Source organism: Arthrobacter sp. 92, from assembly GCF_050260325.1.
Classification (GTDB): Bacteria; Actinomycetota; Actinomycetes; order Actinomycetales; family Micrococcaceae; genus Arthrobacter.
Genome location: NZ_CP189863.1, coordinates 2,178,789 through 2,195,826 on the forward strand (window position 1 = coordinate 2,178,789; position 17,038 = coordinate 2,195,826).

18 protein-coding genes and 1 tRNA gene are annotated in these 17,038 nt (G+C 66.3%); 4 read left to right on the forward strand and 15 right to left on the reverse strand.

Annotated features, from left to right (window positions below; translation table 11 throughout):
* Positions 1-11 precede the first annotated feature (11 nt).
* The 3 genes from selB to ACP4XC_RS09975 form a co-directional block, all read right to left on the reverse strand.
* Positions 12-1,802 (reverse strand): selenocysteine-specific translation elongation factor, encoded by a 1,791-nt coding sequence (gene selB / locus ACP4XC_RS09965; protein WP_427174783.1) that lies wholly within the window; start codon positions 1,800-1,802, stop codon positions 12-14.
* A gap of 3 nt (positions 1,803-1,805) precedes the next feature.
* Positions 1,806-3,137: an L-seryl-tRNA(Sec) selenium transferase gene (gene selA / locus ACP4XC_RS09970; protein ID WP_427174785.1), complete on the reverse strand. Its 1,332-nt coding sequence runs from the start codon at positions 3,135-3,137 to the stop codon at positions 1,806-1,808.
* A gap of 37 nt (positions 3,138-3,174) precedes the next feature.
* Positions 3,175-3,269, reverse strand: a tRNA-Sec gene (locus ACP4XC_RS09975).
* A 63-nt stretch (positions 3,270-3,332) separates the two neighbouring features.
* Here ACP4XC_RS09975 and selD point away from each other — a divergent pair.
* A complete protein-coding gene (gene selD / locus ACP4XC_RS09980) occupies positions 3,333-4,337 on the forward strand; it encodes a selenide, water dikinase SelD (RefSeq protein ID WP_427175079.1) in 1,005 nt (334 codons plus the stop codon).
* 47 nt (positions 4,338-4,384) lie between these two features.
* On the opposite strand, the gene nrfD is transcribed toward selD, so the two are convergent.
* Genes nrfD through fdh form a run of 3 tightly spaced genes read right to left on the reverse strand, consistent with a single transcriptional unit; the run spans position 4,385 to position 9,795 of the window.
* Positions 4,385-5,473 carry an NrfD/PsrC family molybdoenzyme membrane anchor subunit gene (gene nrfD, locus ACP4XC_RS09985; RefSeq protein ID WP_427174786.1) on the reverse strand — a complete coding sequence of 363 codons (1,089 nt, stop codon included), beginning with the start codon at positions 5,471-5,473 and terminating at the stop codon, positions 4,385-4,387.
* A complete protein-coding gene (locus ACP4XC_RS09990) occupies positions 5,470-6,480 on the reverse strand; it encodes a 4Fe-4S dicluster domain-containing protein (protein WP_427174788.1) in 1,011 nt (336 codons plus the stop codon). The genes nrfD and ACP4XC_RS09990 overlap by 4 nt, the downstream gene beginning before the upstream one ends.
* Entirely contained in the window at positions 6,481-9,795 is a 3,315-nt protein-coding gene (gene fdh, locus ACP4XC_RS09995; RefSeq protein ID WP_427174789.1) for a formate dehydrogenase, read from the reverse strand.
* A gap of 44 nt (positions 9,796-9,839) precedes the next feature.
* Between fdh and ACP4XC_RS10000 the strand changes: the two genes are divergently transcribed.
* Both ACP4XC_RS10000 and ACP4XC_RS10005 read left to right on the forward strand, forming a co-directional pair.
* The gene (locus ACP4XC_RS10000) at positions 9,840-10,205 is read left to right on the forward strand and encodes a DUF6994 family protein (RefSeq protein WP_427174791.1); all 366 of its coding nucleotides are present in this window, start codon (positions 9,840-9,842) and stop codon (positions 10,203-10,205) included.
* Between the two features lie 190 nt (positions 10,206-10,395).
* The gene (locus ACP4XC_RS10005) at positions 10,396-10,998 is read left to right on the forward strand and encodes a hypothetical protein (protein WP_427174793.1); all 603 of its coding nucleotides are present in this window, start codon (positions 10,396-10,398) and stop codon (positions 10,996-10,998) included.
* Between the two features lie 105 nt (positions 10,999-11,103).
* Here the strand turns inward: ACP4XC_RS10005 and ACP4XC_RS10010 are convergent, their stop codons facing one another.
* The 5 genes from ACP4XC_RS10010 to ACP4XC_RS10030 all read right to left on the reverse strand — a co-directional run bounded on the left by ACP4XC_RS10010 (position 11,104) and on the right by ACP4XC_RS10030 (position 13,590).
* A complete protein-coding gene (locus ACP4XC_RS10010) occupies positions 11,104-11,733 on the reverse strand; it encodes a hypothetical protein (RefSeq protein WP_427174794.1) in 630 nt (209 codons plus the stop codon).
* A 67-nt stretch (positions 11,734-11,800) separates the two neighbouring features.
* Positions 11,801-11,953 carry a hypothetical protein gene (locus tag ACP4XC_RS10015; protein ID WP_427174795.1) on the reverse strand — a complete coding sequence of 51 codons (153 nt, stop codon included), beginning with the start codon at positions 11,951-11,953 and terminating at the stop codon, positions 11,801-11,803.
* A gap of 166 nt (positions 11,954-12,119) precedes the next feature.
* Complete coding sequence (locus ACP4XC_RS10020) at positions 12,120-12,512, reverse strand: N-acetyltransferase family protein (RefSeq protein WP_427174796.1); 393 nt, start codon at positions 12,510-12,512, stop codon at positions 12,120-12,122.
* Positions 12,513-12,694: 182 nt separating this feature from the next.
* Complete coding sequence (locus tag ACP4XC_RS10025; RefSeq protein WP_427174797.1) at positions 12,695-13,342, reverse strand: helicase associated domain-containing protein; 648 nt, start codon at positions 13,340-13,342, stop codon at positions 12,695-12,697.
* Positions 13,342-13,590 (reverse strand): helix-turn-helix domain-containing protein, encoded by a 249-nt coding sequence (locus tag ACP4XC_RS10030; RefSeq protein WP_427174799.1) that lies wholly within the window; start codon positions 13,588-13,590, stop codon positions 13,342-13,344. Before ACP4XC_RS10030 ends, ACP4XC_RS10025 begins: the two co-directional genes overlap by 1 nt.
* A 544-nt stretch (positions 13,591-14,134) precedes the next feature.
* Here ACP4XC_RS10030 and ACP4XC_RS10035 point away from each other — a divergent pair.
* Complete coding sequence (locus tag ACP4XC_RS10035; protein WP_427174801.1) at positions 14,135-14,791, forward strand: DUF1345 domain-containing protein; 657 nt, start codon at positions 14,135-14,137, stop codon at positions 14,789-14,791.
* A 156-nt stretch (positions 14,792-14,947) separates the two neighbouring features.
* On the opposite strand, the gene ACP4XC_RS10040 is transcribed toward ACP4XC_RS10035, so the two are convergent.
* From ACP4XC_RS10040 to ACP4XC_RS10055, 4 genes are all read right to left on the reverse strand, one after another.
* The gene (locus tag ACP4XC_RS10040) at positions 14,948-15,502 is read right to left on the reverse strand and encodes a hypothetical protein (protein ID WP_427174803.1); all 555 of its coding nucleotides are present in this window, start codon (positions 15,500-15,502) and stop codon (positions 14,948-14,950) included.
* A gap of 44 nt (positions 15,503-15,546) precedes the next feature.
* Positions 15,547-15,750, reverse strand: a complete 204-nt coding sequence (locus ACP4XC_RS10045) for a tautomerase family protein (protein WP_427174806.1) — start codon at positions 15,748-15,750, stop codon at positions 15,547-15,549.
* Between the two features lie 118 nt (positions 15,751-15,868).
* The gene (locus ACP4XC_RS10050; RefSeq protein ID WP_427174808.1) at positions 15,869-16,096 is read right to left on the reverse strand and encodes a GNAT family N-acetyltransferase; all 228 of its coding nucleotides are present in this window, start codon (positions 16,094-16,096) and stop codon (positions 15,869-15,871) included.
* Positions 16,086-16,421: a hypothetical protein gene (locus ACP4XC_RS10055; RefSeq protein ID WP_427174810.1), complete on the reverse strand. Its 336-nt coding sequence runs from the start codon at positions 16,419-16,421 to the stop codon at positions 16,086-16,088. Before ACP4XC_RS10055 ends, ACP4XC_RS10050 begins: the two co-directional genes overlap by 11 nt.
* Positions 16,422-17,038 lie beyond the last annotated feature (617 nt).

Here is a 17,038-nt window from a genome sequence, read left to right on the forward strand (position 1 = left end):
AAAGCCCCGGATCACCGCACCACAATGCGGTGACCGGCATCCAGGCGCCGGGTCCAGCCGCGTGAGTCCAGATATTCAAGCAACGGAACCGCGACCCGTCGAGTTGTGCCGAGGGCTTGGCGTGCCTGGCTCGTGGTGAAGGGCTGCTCCAAGCGGGCCAGTTCGCGCATCGCAAAGGCCGGTGCCGTAGGCAGCAGCACCACCCCATCGCGCAACCGCAGCAGCCGCCCGGCGCACTCGGCGGCAGCAAGCTCCCGGGCGCCCAGCCCCAGCGCGGCCAGCTCATCGGCTTCCGGGGCATGGAAGGCGTCGGCAGTCAGCCTGCGTTCCAGTTCCGCGACCGCCGGCCCGACGGCGCCAAGGTTGCCTTGGGTGCCTGGCAGCCGGACGTTGCCGCCCTCCTGTTCGAGCCCTGCTTCGCGGATGACCGGGTCAAGAAGCCGCTCATCGGGCAGGTTGAGGAGGTTCCGGGCCGCGCCCCGGGAAAGGCCCGGGGCGAGGGGATCGCGCTCATGCAGTTCCCCGAGGGCCGTGCGTAGCCGATGCTGCCATGCCTCGAAGAGGGGAGCGTGAACCCACCAGTCACCGAGAACCCGGACGCCGGGGGGCGCCGCCTCGTGCGCAGACAACAGCCCGAGCCGACGCAAATGTTCTTCCTGCGCGGCCCCGCGGCCTGCCACTTCCCCAAGCACGTCACCGGCGGCGTCCATGCCTGCGAGCCGCTCGGCCCAGTGGACGCCGTCCCCGCGCCGACGCAAGGCCGGCGGATCGGCGTCGAGCACCTGCGCGCCGCCCAGCACCGAGCGGGTCCCGGGGTCCCGCAGCACCAGACGGTCTCCGAGAACGAGCGGCAGGCGCCGGTCCAGGACAAGCCGGGCGTGGTCGGCACCGAAGGGGCGCAGCCGGGCCGGCACGGCAGCAGTGCCGGCATGCACCATGAGCTGCTCCGGCACGTCCGTATAGGCCACGCCGGTAGTGCGCTGGATGCCCAGGACGCCCGTGACAGGCCACGCGTCGGGAGTCAGCAGCGCATCTCCCCGGCGGACGTCGGCGGCGGAAACATCGCGCAGGTTCAACGCCACCCGGTTGACCGGCCCCAGGGAGGAGTATGACGTGTCGCGGCTTTGCAGGCCGCGGACCACCACGGACCGCGAACCATCGTGGCCGAGCAGCTGCAGCCGGTCACCTTGAGCGAGCGTTCCCGCTGCCAATGTTCCGGTCACCACGGTTCCGGCGCCCTTGATGGTAAACGAGCGGTCCACCCACAGCCGGATCCGCCCCGTGGTGGCGGGGGCGGCCACTCCGGCCAGCACGTCGTCGAGCGCGGCACGCAGTTCGGCCAGGCCGGTGCCCTCGACCGCAGACACGGGCACTGCGGGCGCATCCGCCAGGCCTGTCCCGGCCAGCTCCCTGCGGGTCCGGACGAGCACTTCACCAACCTGCCCGGGCGCCCGGTCGGTCCGGCTGATGACCACGACGCCGTACTGAATGCCCAGCGCAGCGACGGCGTCCCGGTGGTCGCTTGACTGCGCCTGCCAGCCTTCATCGGCAGCGACGACGAAGCAGACGACGGGAGCGGGTCCGATTCCGGCGAGCATGTTCCCGAGGAATCGTTCGTGGCCCGGTACGTCCACGAAGGCAACATCCTGCCCGGAAGGCAACGTGGTCCAGGCGTAGCCCAGGTCAATGGTCAGCCCACGGCGCCGCTCTTCCTCCCAGCGGTCCGGCTCCACGCCGGTAAGCGCGCGCACCAGCGTGCTTTTGCCGCAATCGACGTGTCCGGCGGTGGCAACGACATGCACGGTTCAGCCCGCCCTGCCTGCATCCGAACCCGTGAGGGTTGCCAGCGCCTGGCGCACCGCGTCGAGTATCCGGTCATCGTCGTCTTCGGGCACGCAGCGCAGATCGAGCAGGCAGGAGCCGTCGTGGACGCGCGGGAGCACGGCCGGGTCGCCGCTACGCAAGGGGCCGGCGAGCGCTTCGGGGAGCCGGAGCGCCCACCCCTGAAGGGCGACACCGGGCGCTCCGCCGCCGCCGACCCGGCCGTCGTGCGCGACGACCGGTACCCCGAGGGCCGCGGCGAGCCGGTCGGTACGGTTCCGCAACCACTCCGGGTCCGCGTGCAGGGCCCGGACAACAGGCGGTGCTTCGCCCGCGACCGTCGCCTCCAGCGCCGCGAGGGCGAGTTTGTCGGCCCGCACCGCTCGGGCAAGCGGGTGGCGTGCCAGCCGGGAGATGATCTCCGTCCGGCCGAGCAGCAAACCGGCCTGGGGTCCGCCCAGCAGTTTGTCGCCGCTGGCGATGACGACGTCGGCCCCGCTGGCCAGCGCTGTGGCAGCGTCCGGTTCTTCGGGAAGGTGCGGATCGGGCGCCAGCAGTCCACTGCCGAGATCGGCCACGAGGGCAACCCCGTGCGCCGCGGCCAGCGGGCTCAGTTCGTCCAATGCAACAGCGGAGGTGAATCCGTCCACCCGGAAGTTGCTCGGGTGAACCTTGAGTACGCAGCCGGTGGCCGGTCCGAGGGCGCCGGCGTAGTCCCGCAGGTGCGTCCGGTTGGTCGTGCCCACCTCGCGCAGCGTCGCGCCCGTTGATTCGATCAGGTCCGGCAGCCGGAAGCCGGCACCGATTTCAACCAGTTCGCCGCGGCTCACCACCACCTCCCGGCCGGCGGCCAGGGCCGTGGTGGCCAGCACCAGCGCCGCAGCCCCGTTGTTGACCACCAGCGCGTCCTCGGCAGCGGGACAGGCGGCGAGCAATGCAGCCCGGGCACCGGCGCCGCGGCGGGCGCGGCTGCCGGTCGCCAGGTCGAGCTCCACGTCGACGTAGCCGCTGGCTGCGACAAGTGCTTCAACCGCGGCCGCAGACAGCGGGGCGCGGCCGAGGTTGGTGTGGATGACTACACCTGTTGCGTTGAGCACCGGGCGCAGGGTGGTCGCCGTGCGGGCAGCGACGGCGGCCAGCAGGGCCGGTTCCACCTCGCCGGGATCGAGTTCACCGCGCCGCGCCTGCTCCTGGGTTTGCCGGACGAGTTCCCGGATGAGCCGTGCACTCAGGCGTTTCCGGGCCCCGCGGACGGCCGGCAGTGCCAGCAGATCGTCGGTGCGCGGAATCAGGCGGCGGGGATCGACCTGGTCCACAGTCCCTCTTCCTTCCGCAGCATTGCGTGCCGTTGGTTGGCGGAGGCGGACGGGAATCGAACCCGCCAGGCCGAGATACTCAGCCTCACCGGTTTTGAAGACCGGGGGGCCCACCAGGACCCGGACGCCACCGGGATCAATGTAGCAGATCGCACACGGGGGTAACCTAGGGGAGTGAAAGAGGCCGAGACGTCTATTCCGCAACTTAACAACGACGGCGTCGGCGCAGTCCGGCTCACCGGCTATGCCCACGGTGGTGGCTGCGCGTGCAAGATTCCGCCCGGCGAGCTCGAAGAAGCGGTGCGCGGCCTTACCGGCCAGCCGGGCGCGGACGTGCTGGTCGGTCTTGACAGCGGCGACGACGCAGCAGCCGTCCTGGTGCGCGGCGACCTGGCGGTACTGTCCACCGCTGACTTCTTCACTCCCGTGGTCGACGATGCCTTTGACTGGGGCCGGATCGCTGCCGCCAACGCGCTCTCGGACATTTACGCGATGGGCGGCCGGCCGATCATGGCGATCAACCTCGTCGGCTGGCCCCGCGGCGTACTGCCGCTGGAGTTGATGACCGAAGTACTCCGCGGCGGCCTGAGCGTCGCCTCCGAGGCGGCGTGCCCGGTGATTGGCGGGCATTCGATTGACGATCCGGAGCCGAAGTACGGAATGGCGGTCACCGGCGTCGCCCATCCCGACCGGTTGCTGCGCAACGACGCCGCCCAGCCCGGGCTGCCGCTCACGCTCACCAAGCCGATCGGCGTCGGACTGCTCAATAACCGGCACAAGCAGACCGGTGAAGTGTTCGCGGAAGCGGTAGCGACGATGACGCGCCTCAACCGCGCCGCCGCCGAGTCCGCGGTGGTGGCCGGCGTGCGTGCGGCCACGGACGTGACGGGCTTCGGCCTGCTTGGACATTTGTACAAGATGTGCCGCGCCTCCGGAGTGGGGGCAGTGATCGACCGGACGGCGGTGCCGCTCGTAGAGGGCGCCCGGGAGGCGTTGCGGGACGGCTTTGTCTCCGGCGGGACCCGGCGCAACCTCGATTGGGTCCGACCGCACCTACGGGCCGACGCGGGCGTCACTGAAGACGATCTGCTGCTGCTGGCAGATGCCCAGACCTCCGGCGGCCTGCTCGTGGTCGGCGAGGTGCCCGGCTATCCCGTGATCGGGCATACCGTCGCCGGCCAGGGCATCGAGATCCGCTGAATCCGAAATCCCCTAAGCCCAGGATCCCCTAGACCACGGCAGACCCGTCAGCCGGCAGTAGTGATCGAATCGCCGGTGATGCCGGCGGCGCGGCGGGCGGCGAGACGGTTCTTCTGCGGTTCGATCGTGTAACGCGGGTCCCGGGCCGAGGAAAGGCCGGCCTCGAACACGCCGAACCGGGTCAGCGCCGAGGCGGCCAGCAGTGCCAGCCCCGAAGCCGCGGCCACCGCCCGGTTGCGTCCGCCCAGCAGCGTCCCCAGTCCGCCCGCAGCCGCCAGCCGCTCGCTCCATTTCAGCATGACGCCTGCCTTGCCTTCGTGCAGGGGCTCGGCCACCACAGGGTCCATCCGGTGTTCCATCACCCGCATTGCAAGCACGTCGCCCATCACGCCCAGCACGGCAAGTTTTCGGGCCGGACCCGCCTCCTGGACTGGAGTCGTGATCATCGCGAGCCCGGCAGAAGCGAGGGCCGCTGAACTCACGAAGACGAATGGCAATTCCTCGTGCGCAGCGTTCCAGGTGGGTGTGGCCGTGTCACCGAGCAGGACCGCCGTGTACGCCGCCAGCGGTCCGGCGAAAAGCGCGGCCTCGATGCCCGCCGGTCCCTCGACCGCTTGCAGCAAGTTCCGCAGTGGACCCAGCGGCAACCGCGCCCCGGTCATCCGATCGACTTCCGCTGCCGCAGAGACGGCCGTGCCGACGCTGAACGCGCTGAGGATCCACGAGCCCACACTCATCGGCGAGGTCAGCTTGATGGTCCGCAGCATGTTCAGGAACCGCTCCGGCCGGCCCAGATCCTTCACCAGGGCAACAGCGCCGAAGCTCACCGCCGTCAAAGCACTCAACCGGGCATTCCGGCGCAGCACCGGCCGCCCGGTCAGCTGACCGCCGAGACCAATCAGCGCGGAACCGGCCGCGACACCGCCAAGGAACAGGTAGGCGGCCACATCTTCGGTCCAGGGTGCCGGCTTGACCACCGGACGGCCGTAGTACGAGGTGAATTCCGGCTCCGGAACCATAGGCATTTCACGGGAACCGTCCCCGCCGTCGCGGCGGCCGGTGCCGCGCTTGCCGCCAGGCCGACGACGGCGGGCAGGCTCGGGCGGCCGAAAGCTGTCGAACTCAGAGTGGGTCACGCGCGCCCTCCCAGGAAAGCCAGCGCCGCAGCTGCGACCATGCCGGCGACAGCCATACCGGCCCGACGGTACATCTGCGGCAGGTCGGCTGTGGGCACTCTGGGATCCGGCGGAAGTCCATACACTTCCGGTTCGTCGAGCAGGAGGAAGACCGCTCCGGTTCCGCCGACGCCGTCGAGTTCGTTGGCACCATAGAGCCTGGCTTCCGTGAGTCCCTGCTCGTGCAGCGAGGCCACGCGTTCCCGGGCCGTCTCCACCATGTCGTCGTGGTTGCCGAATTTAATGGATGTCGTCGGACAGGCTTTGGCGCAGGCGGGCGTCTCATCGTTGACCAGGCGGTCATAGCACAGCGTGCACTTCTGGGCGACGCCGACGTTGGGGACGGCGGGATGCTTGGCGTGCTGCTCCTCCCGCTGGGCGGCCACCGCCACCATGCCGTCGCTGCGGCGCTCAATCACGCCGAACGGACACCCGGCGACGCAGGTTCCGCAGCCGTTGCACACGTCGTCCTGGACTACCACAGTGCCGAACTCCGTGCGGAAAAGCGCTCCGGTCGGGCAGACATCCAGGCACCCGGCGTGCGTGCAGTGCTTGCAGACATCGGAGGACATCAACCAACGGAAGTCTGCCGTGTCCGGCGGCGTCGTATCCACGTTCGCCAGGTCCGGCCCGGCGGACGCTGCCGTCGGGGGAGGGCCGATGCGGGGCATGCCGAGGCTGACCAGTGCGCGCCCGGACTCCCGCGCCTCGGTAATGCGTTCCTGGCCCTGTTCAACGAAGGCGACATGCCGCCAGGTGCTGGCGCCGAGCCCTCCGGTGTTGTCATAGGAGGATCCCAGCAGCTCCAGGTTCCCGTCTTGGGGGTTGTGGTTCCACTCCTTGCAGGCCACTTCGCACGCCTTGCAGCCGATGCAGATGGAGGTGTCTGTGAAGAACCCCTTGCGCGGGTGCTGATGCTCCCACCGGGCATCGGCGGCGGGGTCGGTCGGTCCGGACAGCTGGCCCATTTAATCCTCCAACGTCGAGTCGGTATCCGGAACGCTACCGCCCGGATCGGTAACGAGTCGGTTCCCGGTCTCGGTCGTCGCTCCGGCCCGGGCCTGATACTCAGCAACCAGGGCAAGCAGCTCCGCCCCGCGCGGCCGGCGGCCCGGGCGGATGTCACAGGAGGCGGCCTTGGATTCCTGGATCTGGACGTTGGGGTCCAGCGTCACGCCCAACAGGTCATTGGCCGCGTCACCGCTGACGACAGCATCCGCTCCGACGCCCCAATGGTAGGGCAACCCGATCTGATGGACGGTGTGGCCGCCAACGGCCAGGGGTTTCATCCGCTCGGTGACGAGCACCTTGGCCTCGATGGCGGAGCGGGCCGAAATGATCGTGGCCCACCCGTAGGGCTCAAGCCCGCGCTCAGCGGCCAGCTCGGGAGAGACCTCGCAGAACATTTCCGGCTGCAGCTCCGAGAGGTACGGCAACCAGCGGCTCATTCCGCCGGCAGTGTGGTGTTCGGTTAGCCGGAACGTGGTGAAGACGTAGGGATAGACGTCCGAGCCAGGGATACCGGCGCTTGGTGCACTGAGGTTGTCCGCGCGGGGGTACACCAGCCGGGCCGGATTTTGCTGCTGCGGGTAAAGGCCATTGGCCACCGGCGATTCCTGCGGTTCGTAGTGGGTGGGAAGGGGACCGTCGACGACGCCCGTCGGCGCGAACAACCAGCCCTTGCCGTCTGCCTGCATGATGAAGGGATCATCTCCGGTCAGGGCGGCCGGACCACCGAGTTCGGGGTCGGGTTGGCTGCCCGGTGCGCGGTCAACCGGGAAGTCGGGCACGTCGTCTCCGACCCACCGTCCCTGCTCCTGGTCCCACCAGATATATTTCTTCCGCTCGCTCCACGGTTTACCGGCCGGGTCGGCCGACGCCCGGTTGTAGAGGATCCGGCGGTTGGCCGGCCACGCCCAGCCCCATTCCGAAGCGGCAGGTCCCTGCTCCTGGCCCGGTTTCCGGTTGGCGGCATGGTTGATGCCGTCGGCGTAGACGCCGGTGTAGATCCAGCAGCCCGCCGACGTAGAACCGTCGGGGCGCAGCTCGGTATACGCGGAGAGCGGTTTGCCCGCGTCCGGGCCACTGAGTTGGCGGCCGTTGATCTCGGCCAGCACCGCCTCGCCGTCGGGCTCGCCGTGCTCGTCGGTGGGGTAATCCCAGGTGAGGTCGAGCAGCGGACGGTCGCGTTCGTCCTCCGAACCCGCCAGTTTTTCGCGGATCCGCTGGCCCAGTTCGAAGAAGAACTGCAATTCACTTTGGCACTCACCAGGCGGTGCCACCGCCTGGTGCCGCCACTGCAGCAGCCGTTGGGTCTGCGTGAACGAGCCGGCCTTTTCCACGTGGGATGCTGCAGGGAGGAAGAACACTTCGGTCTCGATGTCTTCGGTGCGCAGTTCCCCCGATTCGATCTCCGGGCCGTCCTTCCACCAGGTCGCCGACTCGATGAGATTCAGGTCGCGCACCACGAGCCACTTCAAGTGCGACATGCCCAGACGTTGCATGCGGCCGTTAGACGAGCCCACGGCGGGGTTCTGTCCGAGCAGGAAGTAGCCCTCCACCTTGTCCTCGAGCATGTCCATCACCGTCTGGTACGTGCCGTGCGCTCCGGTCAGCCTGGGAAGGTAATCGTAGGCCCAGTCGTTCTCCGCGGTCGCGGCCTCGCCCCACCAGGCCTTCAGCAGGCTGATGGTGTAGGAGTCGGCGTCCGCCCAGAAGCCCTTCTGCTTCTTCGACGCGATCGCATCCAGATATTCGCTGAACGTGTCATGGCGCCCGGCGCTGGGCATTGGCAGGTACCCGGGCAGCAGGTTGAACAAGGTCGGAATGTCCGTGGAACCTTGGATGCTTGCATGCCCGCGCAGGGCCATGATTCCGCTGCCCGGGCGGCCCACGTTGCCGAGCAGAAGTTGCAGGATGGCGGCGGCCCGGATGAACTGCGCTCCGAGTGAGTGCTGGGTCCAGCCGACAGCGTAGGCAAAGCACGTTGTCCGTTCGCGTCCCGAGTTTTCCGTAATGGCGTGGGCCAGATACTCGAAGTCCGCGACGTCGATGCCACACATGTCCTTCACCATCTCCGGGGTGTACCGGGCGTAATGCCGCTTCAGGATCTGGAAGACGGTCCGGGGGTCCTGCAGGGTATCGTCACGCTGCACTTGGGCGTGTTCCAGGGCAGGACCGCCGCTGCCGAACTGGTCTCCCGCCGCACGACCCGACGCATGGGAGCCGTGCTCGGTGCCAGCCCCAGCGTCGCCGATGGTGCCTCCGCCCTGTTCCGCGTACGACCATGACGCCGTATCGTACGCTCCCGTCTCCGGATCGTAGCCGGAGAACAGTCCGCCCAGATCCTCGGCATCGCGGTAATCGGCATGAACCAGCGTGGCCGCGTTGGTGTAGGCGCTCACGTACTCCTTGAACCAGAGGTCGTGCGTGATGACGTAGTTAATCAGCGCGCCCAGGAGCACAACGTCAGAGCCGGCCCGGATGGGAATGTGCTTGTCCGCGACGGCCGAGGTGCGCGTGAACCTGGGATCGATGTGGATGACCTTCGCTCCGCGGGCCTTGGCCTCCGCAACCCACTGATATCCCACAGGATGGCATTCGGCCATATTGGAGCCCTGAATGATGATGCAGTCGGCGTTGGCCATGTCCTGCAGTGATTGCGTTGCACCACCGCGTCCAAACGAGGCTCCCAAACTGGGAACCGTTGAAGAGTGTCAAATACGTGCTTGGTTCTCGATCTGCACTGCTCCGGCAGCCGTGAAGAGTTTCTTGATCAGGTAGTTCTCTTCGTTGTCCAGAGTTGCCCCGCCAAGTGAGGCTATGCCCATCGTGCGGCGAAGCAGCCGGCCTTTTTCGTCTTCCTGCTGCCACGTCCTGCGGCGGGTTTCGATGAAGCGGTCCGCCACCATGTCGATGGCAGTTTCGAGATCCAGGTGCTGCCACTGGGTGGAGTGCGGCGCACGGTAGAGCACTCCGGTCTGCCGGCCCGGCGAATTGACCAACTGCTCGCTCGCAGAGCCCTTGGGGCACAACCGGCCGCGGGAAATAGGCGAATCGGGATCGCCTTCGATCTGAACGACCTTTTCGTCCTTGACGTAGACCCGCTGCCCACAGCCCACGGCACAATACGGGCACACGCTCTGCACCACTCGGTCTGCGGTGGCCGTCCGCGGGGTGATGTCCCTCGTTCTCGGGGACGTTACCGCCGGTCCGCGGCCCAGCAGGTCGCCCGTACTGAACTGCCGGACGACCGGCCACTGAAGAAAACTGCGCCGAGCCATGGCAGGAGCCTACACAATGCGGGGCGCCAACGACTAGAGTTTCGATGAAACTCACCATGTTGCCCGCCGCCTTCGACGTTGCCGCAGGGCCGTTGGAATGCATCCGCCGCGATTATTCAGGCGAGCCATCGAACAAATTCGGAGAAGTCCTGGACAGGTATTCAGACTTCGTCGCCCTGTTCGAGGACTTTGATGGATACGTTGAATTCTTCCTACTGCAAGACCTCATCAATGAGGATGGCACCATCCGGTTCTTCCACCCGTTCGACAACTCCAGGACACCGGCAGTTCCAAAGACCCCCGAATACCTCGAGTATTTACAACGCAGCATGGATCGCATCCGCGCGGTTTCACTGTGGTCCGCATCTGGCGCTTTTCGACAGGTGCCCGTGGGTCCACATCTCGTGTAGACGACCACGTTTCACTGTAGTTGTCCCAGTGAGATTCCGGAGCTAACTGGACTACTCATGGCGGCCGGCTGGTGGCAGGCTCCTCGAAAAGAACCCCATGGGCACTCCGTGGGGTTCTTTTGCTTTCCCGGCAGGGGCAACCACCCATAGGCTGACGCTGAACCGGGGGACCAGAAAGGGAAGCGGGCCTGTGATCGAATCAGCGGATTTCACCATCAAAGCATGGAGCCACGTCGTTGACTTCGTCGTGGACCCGCCAAAACCCGCCGATCCCGTAGAAGCGCTCAAGGCGACCCGACGCGGTGACACACCACCGACCTTCACGGTCCCTTTGGTCTTCGCCGGCATCTACACAGGACCCATCCGCCTGACAATCGGGGTCCTTGATCATGAGCCGGACACGATCGCTCCCGGTTGGGAAGACGTTCTGGAGGTGTCTCTGGCCATCCCGGAGGGCAACGTGTACTTTAACCAGCCCACTGGCGCGGACACGCATGAGGTCGGGTCCATCTCAGCGGCGGACGCGGGCAGTTACCGTGTCCGGCTCCACGCGAGCGGCCGGGATTCTGACTACGACCTGGTGGTGGAAACGTCAGCGGAACGGCATCTGGTGCAGTTTTGGAAGGCCCCGCCTGCGAACACGATCGTGCTGGCTAACGCTTCATCCGCGGGGAAGAGTTTGCCGCGGTTCGTGGCGATGTGGCAGAGCGGCCTGTCCGGACCGGCAACCTCGGTGGGGTACACCGGTAGGACTGCTTCTGCCGGCCAGCACACGGGAAGAGACAGACGTTGAGGACGAAGAATGAACTGCTGAGGTCAATTGCTATAAAACGTTCATTGGCCAGGTCTATGATGCGGTTTCCTGGCATGCCCGTCGGTTTCGCTGATTGATGTGCTCTTAAACTCCTTCGGGGAATTTGTACGTCGTGGGCAGCGGGGATGGTGCCGTGCCGTGGTAGAGGACGATTTCGTCGTGGGCTTTCAGTACGACAGCCTGGGCGGGGCTGTCCTGCCTCTTGCCGTTCACCACGGCGGACCACTCGGCGATGGGGGAGTGGGCGGAACCGGGGGTCTTGTCGGCGCCGTCCAGGACGCCCCATTCGGTCAAGAGCTGGCCCAGGGTGTAGGTCTCGCCGGCGACCGGTGCCTCGATGTGGATGATGCCGGACTCGTCATGGGTGTGCAGGGCTGAAATGCCGTTGGGCTGGCCCGCCGCGGTGAAGCTGAAGCCGATGTCGGCCGGGACGGTGACCGGCTTGCCGTCCACGAAGATCTCCAGGTGGGCGTGGAAGTGCTCGGCGGCGCCTTCGGCGTTCAGGACCTCCAGACCGGCTGCCTTGATCCGGTCCGCTCCGCCCTTCGGGGTCATCTCCCAGCCGGTGGCCGCAGCTGCGGAAGGGGACGCCGGAGAGGCCGGAGCGCTCGTGGTGGGCACGGCGGTGCCGGGTCCCGGGGTTGCGGTGGAACAGCCGGAGACCGCCAGGGCGATGCCGGCCAGGACCACGGTGAGGGGGAGGAACTTTTTCACAGGGAACTGCTTTCAGAGGAGAACAAAGACGCACATCATGGGTGACGGGCCGGCCCGGGTCACCGGTTCAGAGCCCGGGCAGCGCCGGCGGACCGGTCAGGGACGAGGCGTCGTCAGGGACGGCGGGGAGCATTGGTTCAACGGGCGGTTCGCCCATCGCGATGAGCAGCTCGTTGATGGAAATCTGGCCCGTCAGCTCACCGTCCGCCCCGCAACACATACCCAAACGATAGACGGAAATAGTCCCGCGACAGGGGACGAACACGCCCTCGGCGACATGCCCCGAGGCTGGTTTGTCGGCCTACTCATCGGTAGCGTCTGGCGCAGCGGAAGAACGCCGGCGCGGACACGGTGGACTCGAGCAACAGAACATGACCGACCGGGAGCTAGCCAGGATTGTCTTCAGCGACCCAGAGCATTGCCGGACTGTCGCCCAGTGAGGCGTGCAGCAGCTGCTGGCCCAAACCTGAGCCATGGTGATCCTTCAACAAATAGATCCCCCACAGCTCGATCTCTCTAGGCGAATCGTCAAGCGAAACTGACCGGGTTCCAGAGAACCCTGCGACGGTACCGTCAACTTCAACTACGTGATGCCGGGGACGCCGGGGACCGGCCAGGAGCCGTGACCACATGGCGTGCCTGTCACTGACGGATTGTCTGGCAAAGAACTCACCGGACAGCAGTCCAGAATAGGTCTGCTTCCAGCATTCAACATGGATTTCCGCCAACCGCTGCGCATCGCGGCTTTCGGCCGGTCGGACTCCGTTGAGTGCATTCATCAGCACAGCCTATCTGCGACCTGGTGGCCGCCAAGTTCCTAACCGTGTGAGCGCACTCGATCCCATGAACTCGCAGGTCAGCTACGTCGGCAAGTTCCCCCGCGCTCCGAAAGAGGCTTTGGGAATCATGTGTACGGACGGGCCCCCGGAGATCCCCGCCCGGCAGTGCAACCTGCGGGCGGTCAAAGGTTCCAGCCCGGAATTGATTGGTCCAGGGCTCTCCGGAAACTGTCCGGCAGCCGGTCCTCGCCGGCAGCCTGGCGTAGAGTGTGCAGCCAGATTCCCAAGGCTCGTTCGTCGTCGTCGTCGCGGTTCCGATAGGAGGGCAGGCGCTTCTTCCGGGCCTGGAACGCGGCCAGCGCGCGGAGTCGTCCCGGGAACCGCGCCTCCTCCCGCCGGGCCTTATAGGGCGACTCCCAGGCACCCAGGGCGCCCAGGGCGGCCCGCTGCCGCGGATCCAGCTTTCCCTTATCGACATTGCTCCGCTGGGCGTGCAGCCACCGGCCCAGCGATGTTTCCTCCCGGCCGCCGCCGCTCTGCCTCGGCATCCGGCCGTTCTCTTTCACGAAGGCGGCGAGTTCCTCGACCCGGGCACGGAACGCCGGGGTGAGCAGGCTCAGGCTGGGCAGGGTGGATTCGACGGCATGGACCTGGGTGGCGAGGTTGGCCGCGTGCTCGTCCGCCACGGAGGGATCTTCTTCCTTGGCGGCGGCCAGCGTGGTCAAAACCTCAAGGATGTCATCGACGTTGAAGATCCGGGCGATGCCGACGCCGCTGACGCCCTGGCGGTACATCCGAATCCAGTCCTCGGCTGTGGCGACTTCGCCCATCAGTCCTGTTCCCGGCCGGAATCGTCGATCGCACCGGCTGCGACCCGATCGGGGGTCCGGGCGTACGCCTCCTCGATGTACCGTTCAAAATCCGCCGTCCCGATGTGCCAGGGACCCCGTGGGCCGATCTGGATCCACCGGAGGTCCCCGGCCTTGAGCAGTCCCCGGATCTGGCTTTCGGAGACGTTCACTTCCCCGGCGGCCTGTTCGATGGCCTTGAAGCGCGGCGGCGTCTTGTCCTCTGTCACTGGGCCATAATAGAGCCGCTTGGTGGACGGCTGGTTCAGGAACGGCTGCTATGTGGACGGGAACTAGGGGCCGATTACCCGACCTCTGCCCGCTTCGGGCTTAGTGTGGGGCGAGCTGAATGGTCAGGCGCTGTCCACCCGCAAGGTTAGGACCCGCGACCAGCGTCAGAGTGACGACCTCCCCGGGCCGGGGCTTCATCGGGTCCATGCTGAAGCGGGCTGATATGGGATCCGGTTCCTCCGGGACTGTGGCGGCTGCGGCGTCAAGAATGTCGTCCCTCGTTTGTGCCAGATATTGATCAATCGACACAAACCTGCGTTTGTGACATATCCGGCACATCGTCCGCGCCATGATGCCTGGTTCACTGTCCAATGAAGCGGGGCGGCAAGACAGTGAACTCCGTCGGGGACCATCTGCGGAGGCCCGGGCAGATCATCAGTGTCATCAAGTCCAACGGATTCTGCACGAAGGCCTGACCGTGCGTTCGGTGGCCGACACCGCATCCTGGCAAGACCGGCCGGGCTCCAGTGTCATGATCGATCCATGACAATCTCTGCGTTCAGCACCCCCGTCCACCGCGTCGGGACGCGGCTGGCAATCATGGCCGTGGTCGGACTGGCCGTCGCGCTATCCGTCGGGACGTTCCTGTCGTGGGCCTACGCCCCGGCCCTGGGCTGGGCCGCCGCCTCACTTACCTACCTGATCCTGGTCTGGTCCGTCATCGGCCGTCTGGACGCGGCCGGAACCGCAGCCCATGCCTGTGCCCGTGGGGAGGACCCGGGCCGGGTCGCCGCGGACGTGCTGGTGCTGGTCGCCACCATGGGCAGCTTCGGAGGCGTCGCGCTGATCCTGCTGGAGGCCGGGTCGGCCCAGGGCGGGACGAAGGCGGCCATTATTGCCCTGGCGCTGGGGGTGATCACGCTCTCCTGGCTGCTGGTGCAGACGCTCTTCACGCTCCGGTACGCCACCTTGTACTACAGGGAGAACGACGGAGTGGATTTCAACGAAAAGAAACCGCCCCGGTACGGGGACTTCGCCTACTTGGCATTCACCATCGGCATGACCTTCCAGGTCTCGGACACCGACCTGACCACCGACGCCATCCGGTACACCGCCCTCCGCCAGGCCCTGCTCTCCTACGTCCTGGGCGCCATCGTCCTGGCCACCGTCATCAACCTCGTCTCCGGACTCGTCCACTGACGGGTTTTGCCGCGCGGGGACCGGACCTGTTCACCACGATCGCGACTTCCGCCAGAGGTATCAACGGGTTCCATCCTGAAAACGTCATCAGTTCACCCATTCCCTCCAGGATGACTTGCCCAGACTCTGCTCCGGTGAGCGAGGCTATGCCCGGGTTCAGTTGTCGGCCGTGATTCTCACGCCAGCGACGGCTCCGGTCCAGGGAGCCGATCCCGGGTTGAACTGCACCAGCGCGGCCGAGACGTAGCCGGCCTGCAGTTGGACGAGCTGGGAGGTGACCTGGGAGCAGTCCAGGACGAGCTGAACCGGTGTGGCTCCGGTCCGCGGATCCTGATTCAGGCTCAGCCGGACATCTGGACCTCCGACGCAGGCTGCTGTGACTGTGTAGGTGCCGGCAGTCTTCACCATGGCGTTCTTTTGGAACCACACACCAGGGGCACCGACGGCGACCGAGTCCTCCAGGAGCAGTGTCCCTGATGCGACTCCCAGGCGCTGCTGCAGCTCGGTGAAGTTCTTCGCCTCCACGTCCAACATGGCCCGGTTAGTCGTCGGAGAGGCCGTGGGGGATGAGCTGATCTGCCGGGCGGGGGCGGAAGCCGGCGGATCGCCGGCTTCCCGGTACTCACAGCCAGCCAGACCCGGCACCAGGAGCAGGCCGGTCAGCAATGCGGTGGCGCAGCGCATCCGTCCGGTTCCCCCACGGTCAAGCATGGGTTGAGTCTACGGTCTGATCCCTGAAACGCCCGGCAGCCGGTCTACACGGATTCGTCCTGACCGGATTCGGCCAGCGTCACCCCGGCAACGGACCAGTTCTCACGCGGCACCTCGTGCAGGATGACCCGGACAGTGTCCGGCCGGATCGCCATGACCTTCGCATACGTGGCTGTCAACGCGGCCAACAGCTCGCGCTTTTTCTCGGCGGACGACGGGGACGCATTATGAACCTGGATGATGGGCATCGGTCGAGTCTGGCATGATCCGCCACAATGAAGAGGGAGGCAGCTTGACCGTGCCGCCCATGATCGTCCGGCAGCGGGCAGGCTGGATGCGGTTGGTCTCCAACGTCGGTTGACCGGATTATGACGCACCCACTTCAAGAATGGTTTCCAGGCCGTCTTCGTCGTCCCACTGCGATCCCACTTCCTCAAAGCCGTATTGATCCAGTAACCGCCGGGATGGGAGGTTGTCAGGACGGACCGTGGCCCGGACAACGGTCACCTGGGGATGGCTCCTTGCGGTCTCCAGCAGAATGACCAGGGCAGCGCGGGCGAATCCTTGGCGGCGGTGAGCGGGGTCAAATTGCATAGCCAATCTCGACCATGCCAGCCTCATCGGGTGGTCCGTGGTAGCCGGCCCGGCCAATCACTTGTCTGGAATGAGGCTCCACGGCCAGGCGGGTTACCCAGGCGGCGTCGCCCGGGTTCCTGGCAATCTGTCCGCTCCGTCTGCGCCACGTGCCGCTGCATTCGTCGCTGACAAGGTAGGGCGTCAGTTTCATCGGCATCATGGCGCGGGCGGACTCCAGATCCTCGCGTGCCAGCGCACACAATACGTCAGCCGGCACATGTACAAGATGGAGTCTGGTCGCTGCTGTTTTCCGGGACGTCCAGGATTCTTCGGTCATCGTCATCGCGCCATCATCGCAGAACCCGGCCGCCTCTTTATATCGGAGCGATCGCTCCCGTGGGGTGGTCGATTGCCGGCTCGAGTCGAAATGAGCAGGCAACGTGGTCATCAACCGGGATGAGGACCAGTTCGGTGCCATCCAGAACGGACCTGCCGTGGCTGATCCGATTTTGGTGGAAGGAACACTGCCAAGAAACCGGGGAGATAGTCCGTCCTGGACCGGCGACCCTTCAAACGGCAAGGTCGCCCGGTGCAGTCGATAGCCCTTCGCGGGATGGACTTTTCCTTTTCATGTGCGCGCAGTTGGGGGGGTAGCGTTCCCCGAATAAACGGTGAACCCAAAATGAATATCGGATTCAGGGGCTGCCAAAAAGTCCTAAGCATGCTTATGATTGCACTGTGCGAATGGATGGCCCGCATTTGCGGGCCGCACGGCAGAGGGTCCTTGGGGGACCCTCTTCGTGTGTCCGGGGAGACGGGACCGCGCAGCCGCATGAACCTTTCCGAGTACGCTGAAGAAATGAGCTGCGGGCACCCTCCAGCAGAAGGACCCGATTGGATCGTCGCCGACCCGGACGCCCGCTTGGCCATCTCCTCGGACCGGCCCGCCTACGCCAACGG

Excerpts from the sequence above, each read along its gene's own strand:
- ACP4XC_RS10035 (WP_427174801.1), top strand. The coding sequence starts at position 14,135 with ATGACAATCTCTGCGTTCAGCACCCCCGTCCACCGCGTCGGGACGCGG.
- ACP4XC_RS10050 (WP_427174808.1), bottom strand. The coding sequence starts at position 16,096 with ATGCAATTTGACCCCGCTCACCGCCGCCAAGGATTCGCCCGCGCTGCC.
- ACP4XC_RS10015 (WP_427174795.1), bottom strand. The coding sequence starts at position 11,953 with ATGTGTTGCGGGGCGGACGGTGAGCTGACGGGCCAGATTTCCATCAAC.
- ACP4XC_RS10055 (WP_427174810.1), bottom strand. The coding sequence starts at position 16,421 with ATGACGATGACCGAAGAATCCTGGACGTCCCGGAAAACAGCAGCGACC.
- ACP4XC_RS10020 (WP_427174796.1), bottom strand. The coding sequence starts at position 12,512 with ATGAATGCACTCAACGGAGTCCGACCGGCCGAAAGCCGCGATGCGCAG.
- ACP4XC_RS10040 (WP_427174803.1), bottom strand. The coding sequence starts at position 15,502 with ATGCTTGACCGTGGGGGAACCGGACGGATGCGCTGCGCCACCGCATTG.
- ACP4XC_RS10025 (WP_427174797.1), bottom strand. The coding sequence starts at position 13,342 with ATGGGCGAAGTCGCCACAGCCGAGGACTGGATTCGGATGTACCGCCAG.
- ACP4XC_RS10000 (WP_427174791.1), top strand. The coding sequence starts at position 9,840 with ATGAAACTCACCATGTTGCCCGCCGCCTTCGACGTTGCCGCAGGGCCG.
- ACP4XC_RS10045 (WP_427174806.1), bottom strand. The coding sequence starts at position 15,750 with ATGCCCATCATCCAGGTTCATAATGCGTCCCCGTCGTCCGCCGAGAAA.
- ACP4XC_RS09990 (WP_427174788.1), bottom strand. The coding sequence starts at position 6,480 with ATGGGCCAGCTGTCCGGACCGACCGACCCCGCCGCCGATGCCCGGTGG.